General features: G+C 43.1%; 5 protein-coding genes. 3 read left to right on the forward strand and 2 right to left on the reverse strand.

Translation table 11 applies throughout. The annotated features are described in order from the left end of the window. Positions 1 to 301 precede the first annotated feature (301 nt). Together CAG68_RS04720 and queC are read left to right on the forward strand one after the other, a co-directional pair. Positions 302 to 643, forward strand: coding sequence for a helix-turn-helix domain-containing protein (locus CAG68_RS04720; protein WP_025768136.1), 342 nt, complete (start codon positions 302 to 304; stop codon positions 641 to 643). Between the two features lie 67 nt (positions 644 to 710). After that, positions 711 to 1367, forward strand: a complete 657-nt coding sequence (queC, locus tag CAG68_RS04725) for a 7-cyano-7-deazaguanine synthase QueC (protein ID WP_005377298.1) — start codon at positions 711 to 713, stop codon at positions 1365 to 1367. 310 nt (positions 1368 to 1677) lie between these two features. Here the strand turns inward: queC and queE are convergent, their stop codons facing one another. Beyond that, positions 1678 to 2328 (reverse strand): 7-carboxy-7-deazaguanine synthase QueE, encoded by a 651-nt coding sequence (gene queE / locus CAG68_RS04730; protein WP_005377296.1) that lies wholly within the window; start codon positions 2326 to 2328, stop codon positions 1678 to 1680. Positions 2329 to 2544: 216 nt separating this feature from the next. Here queE and CAG68_RS04735 point away from each other — a divergent pair, with 216 nt between their 5' ends. Further along, the gene (locus CAG68_RS04735; RefSeq protein ID WP_017821691.1) at positions 2545 to 3354 is read left to right on the forward strand and encodes a Cof-type HAD-IIB family hydrolase; all 810 of its coding nucleotides are present in this window, start codon (positions 2545 to 2547) and stop codon (positions 3352 to 3354) included. Positions 3355 to 3514: 160 nt separating this feature from the next. Here CAG68_RS04735 and CAG68_RS04740 read toward each other — a convergent pair. After that, a partial coding sequence (locus tag CAG68_RS04740; protein ID WP_161440833.1) for an NUDIX domain-containing protein occupies positions 3515 to 4862 on the reverse strand: 1348 nt, incomplete at its 5' end.

Genomic DNA, 4862 nt, shown 5'->3' on the forward strand with positions numbered 1-4862 from the left:
GTTGATCATCAAGAACAATATTGCTCTTCAACTTAGACGACTACGTTTATGTGAAGAGCAAATTCTGCTCTACAAATCGCTGCGGTTTCTCGTGCCCTTACTCGCTCCTCCCGCGCCTCCATACGGCAGTTTTTGAAGAAGTAGATTCAACGTCACTTAATCAACCTAAAGATACGAAATCTTGTTTAGCTATACATACACGGCCTTGGCGACCTCGGCAATAACTAAGCATTACTTAGTATACACAAATCAGAAAAACTAAGATAATCTTAGTCATCCAAGTCCTTCGTATGAACTTTAAGTGTTGTTTAATAACCCACTCCCAGCCCGCCTTAAGCATGCGCGTAAACAAGCGAATCTGTCCCAAAAAGCACTGGGCATCCGTATCGGCATGGATGATAGTTCTGCAAGTGCAAGGATGAACCAATACGAAAGGGAGCGCCATACTCCCGACGTAAAAACGCTCAAACTTATCGCAGATGAGCTAAACGTACCTCTAAACTATTTTTTTTGTGAAGATGAAATCACCGCTGAACTTGCTGTGAATCTCCACAAGCTGTCAAATGATGACAAGCAAAGAGTGCTTGAGAGCACAGCCCAGTTGATTGCGGACGCAATCGCTACGAACAAGTCGAGTACGTAATTGGGATTAAACGCCTAAGAATACGTATCAATACCAAAGAATCAAAGAGCATAACTAAGGGTTCAACATGGCTACAACAAAAGCACTTGTGGTTTTTTCCGGTGGGCAGGACTCTACGACCTGCTTAATCGATGCATTAAATACATATGATGAGGTTCATGCTATAACGTTTGATTATGGCCAGCGTCATTCAGATGAAATAGATATCGCTATCGAATTAGGTAAGCAACTTAACATCAAAAGCCACAAAGTCCTGGATGTAAAATCAATTAATGAGTTAGCGATAAGCTCGCTGACAAGAGACAACATTCCGGTATCTAATGACTTAAGCGACGCTAACGTACCCAATACATTCGTTCCAGGGAGAAACATCCTCTTTCTTACTTACGCATGTATCCATGCTTACCAGCTTGGTATTCAAGACATCATTACGGGAGTTTGCGAAACAGACTTTAGTGGTTACCCTGACTGCCGAGACAACTTTATTCGCTCTCTAAATCTCTCTTGCAATTTAGGTATGGATAAAGCCTTCAATATTAAGACTCCTTTAATGTGGCTTACTAAAGCAGAGACCTGGGCTCTAGCTGATAAGCACAATATGTTGGAGTTTGTCCAAAACAATACTTTAACATGTTACAACGGAATCGTTGGTAAAGGCTGTGGTGAATGCCCAGCGTGCCTACTGCGACAAAGCGGCTTAGAAGAATACTTAGCGAGCAAATAGTCTTTGTTAGCGGTAATAGCGGTGGGATGAAACCTTTTGCGTTAGCTTCTAAACGCTTTATCTCAGCGTGAAACTCCAGCCAACAGAGCTTCATTTTGATGCCGCCAGATTGGTGGCATCAATTAAATGCGAAACGATTGTCGAACCAAAGATAGCACCACACCACAGCAGTCAACACTTCTTAGCTTTTACAACGCTATAAACTGTTTAGATATATCGACAATGTTTCGATAGCAAAGCTACCAACGGCATTACTCGCGAAACCGGGATTAGATAGAAAAGCCACTTCGAATGATGACGAGCCTCTCGTCTAAGCAATACTCAAATATTTATGAGTTTGAACAGACAAACGCCAATTGCGGGCAATACACGTATCAATACACAATTGCGTAGCACGAGGCTTCTGGCTAATTGGTTGTAGTGCAATGATAGTCTCAGCCGCCACGTTCGCATTTGCTAAAAGATCATCAAGGTGGTCGATGTCTTTCTGGGTGCCGACTGGATGCTTAATCTCATTTGCCCGCTCTAACGCGCTATTAAGCACTGGCAGTTTACCTTTCATTGCTACTTTTGGTGACACTGTCACCCACGTATTTTCTGAAGTAATCACTTCTGATGTGCCACTGGTTTCAATTTGGCATTGGCACCCCATATCTTCAAACGCCTTTGTTAAAGGGCGCAGATCATAAATACAAGGCTCTCCACCAGTAATCACGATATGCTTAGCATTAAAGCCTTGCTGTTGATATTGCTCTACGATGTTCTCGGCAGATGCAACACACCACGTCGGAGAATCTTCCGTTTTCACCAGAATATCGCCTATTTGACGTTGATCATTCTCATCTGCATACCACGTTTGTTTGGTATCGCACCATGAGCAACCAACCGGACACTCTTGAAGCCGAACAAAAACAGCAGGGACTCCAGTAAAAACCCCTTCCCCTTGGATGGTTTCAAACATCTCATTTAGCTTATACAACGCAGAACTCACTCAACTCATAACATTTCGAGGCGAAGACCATAATGGACACGCGTGTCTAGGTCAATTTAAACCAAAAATTAATTGTTAAAATAGACCATTTTGTAGTTTCATAGCGTAATGAATATAGGTTTCTGGTTAACGTTAAACCAAGCCTTATTCACTGACAGCTCCCAAAAAACTTTAAGGTAAGAAATGATGTATAAACTGATCGCACTAGATATGGATGGCACGCTACTCAATAGTGATAAAGCCATTTCTGAAGAAAACAAACAAGCGATCGCAAAAGCTCGAGAAGCAGGCGTTACTGTCGTTCTCGCTTCTGGTCGCCCATTAGAAGGAATGCAAGACAAGCTCGACGAACTGAATATCCATTCCGATCGAGATTTTGTTCTTTACTACAACGGTTCGATGGTCAAGAACGTAGGCACAAACGACATCATCCACCAGCAAATCATAGATGGTAAAGCTGCAAAATTGGTGGCGCGAAAAGCCGAAGAGCTAGGTGCGTACGTCCATGCTTTTAGTCAAGTTCATGGTTTAATCACCAACGAACACAACCCTTACACCGATATTGAAGCAAAGATAAATGGCTTAAATGTCACCGAGATGAACTTCGAATCACTAGAAGACGATCATCCAATCATCAAAGCTATGATGGTTGCAGAGCCAAGCAAACTAACAGAAGTTATAGCAGCACTGCCAGCTGAAATGCGCGAAGCGTTTACGGTTGTTCAAAGCGCTCCGTTTTTCCTTGAGTTTCTTAACCCTGCGAGCAACAAAGGTATTGGTGTTGCCGCAATTGCCGAGTATCTGGGAATTAAACCGGAAGAAGTTATCTGTATGGGTGACGCAGAAAATGACCACCACATGCTGAAATACGCTGGCCTTGGTATCGCGATGGCAAATGCAATGGAAGAAACCAAGCAAATCGCTGACTACATTACGGCAAGTAATGATGAGCACGGTGTCGCTAAAGCTATAGAAAAGTTCGTGCTCAATGCATAGCCCTTTCCGCCATGTCTGTTGCGTTAAGCTTCTTACGTTTAACACCCCTAGCCGTCCAAGATAGGCAAGCGGCGTTGTTCGTGGACTAAACGTGTAAAAGCCTTGCTGTAATGCAAGGCTTTGTTTTTACTCAAATACTAATAGATAACAAATACAGCCATCAATCTAGCAACGTTTTGCTCGGTTGGTTTTCACAAGTCAGCTTCCTTGCAAGCAGCATAAATAACAACATTAATAATGGATAATGTAACGTCGACAAGACTAATGACCACAAACCGCTAAACGATACGATATTAGCCGAGTACAAATAGAGTTGATCAACAAGCAACAATGCTAGCGTCACAAAGATCATCTGCCGAGTATCTAAATGTGCTTTCGACTCTTTAAATGTCATGACCAACGCTGATGCAGTGATTAAAATTGCTAACCAGCGACCAAACACAGGTAATGGCCAGATGACGGAGATGACCGCTGTTGTCGCAGTCATAATGAACCAGACGCCTTTTGAGCTTAGAACTTGATCAACGTTCACATCTTGATTTGTCTCCAGTCGAAGAACATGCCAAGCCACCAAGCTGCCTAACAGCGCGCCAAATAACATATCTAAAATAAAGGCACTGCCGAGGAAAAACTTACCTAACACCACAGTAAGAGTGATGAACACGAAGACTGCCGTTGTTCCATTCAAACCAAAATACTGGGTTCTATGAAACAAGAACGTCAGCACACAAAACCACACAGCGATAGGCAAGCTAGGAAAACTAAAGCCAAAGCTGTGCGTTAACTCCATCATTGGTATATAGACATGTGGGCGCGGTAGCGAAAAGCCTTGTTGAGCGACAAGCACCATAAGCGACGTTGCACTAATTGCGAAAAAGAGTCGGTACACAAACCGGCTACCAAAGCGCATCATGGCAAAAGGAAATAGAAAGAGTAGTACCGTCGGTTCTGTCAGATCTATAACGAGTTTCGAGATCTGACTAGCTACCTCGTAACTCGTTTCTGACAACGCCCCTACCCAACTCTGTAAATCTATCAGCCACGCCAATTCAACCTGACGAAATGAAGGCGCGGATTCGATCAACTGAGTCACATAAGATACTGATTGCTTGGTAGCTTGATCAAAAAACTGAGTGGCTTGTGGCCATTGCTCAGGATAACGATATAAAGATGATGGTAATTCAGATGGGCTAAGCAACATCGCTGACGCAACTTCTACTCCATAATGAGGGGCAAACCAAATAGGCAGTTCATTTCCACCTAAAGAATTATTCATAGAAAAAGCGATAATGTCAGAGTCTGATATACAGTCGTAAAAAACCGCAGTGTCCGTTCTGCCAAGCTCCTCTCCAACCGTAACCACTATACCGGTTTCTTCCCACGTTTCTCGTTGAGCAGCAACTTGTGGAGACTCACCATCAATAATGGTTCCGCCAGGTAGAGAAATCTTATCCGTTAATACTTCATGAACTAACACTAACTTGTCATCAGCGCGAACAATACAGAGC

Origin of the sequence: Vibrio sp. V42_P2S4T144, assembly GCF_009904715.1 — a bacterium.
GTDB lineage: Bacteria > Pseudomonadota > Gammaproteobacteria > Enterobacterales > Vibrionaceae > Vibrio > Vibrio alginolyticus.

Bases quoted from the DNA above. Each gene is read 5' to 3' on its own strand.
- queC (WP_005377298.1), top strand. From the start codon at position 711: ATGGCTACAACAAAAGCACTTGTGGTTTTTTCCGGTGGGCAGGACTCT.
- queE (WP_005377296.1), bottom strand. From the start codon at position 2,328: ATGTTTGAAACCATCCAAGGGGAAGGGGTTTTTACTGGAGTCCCTGCT.
- CAG68_RS04735 (WP_017821691.1), top strand. From the start codon at position 2,545: ATGTATAAACTGATCGCACTAGATATGGATGGCACGCTACTCAATAGT.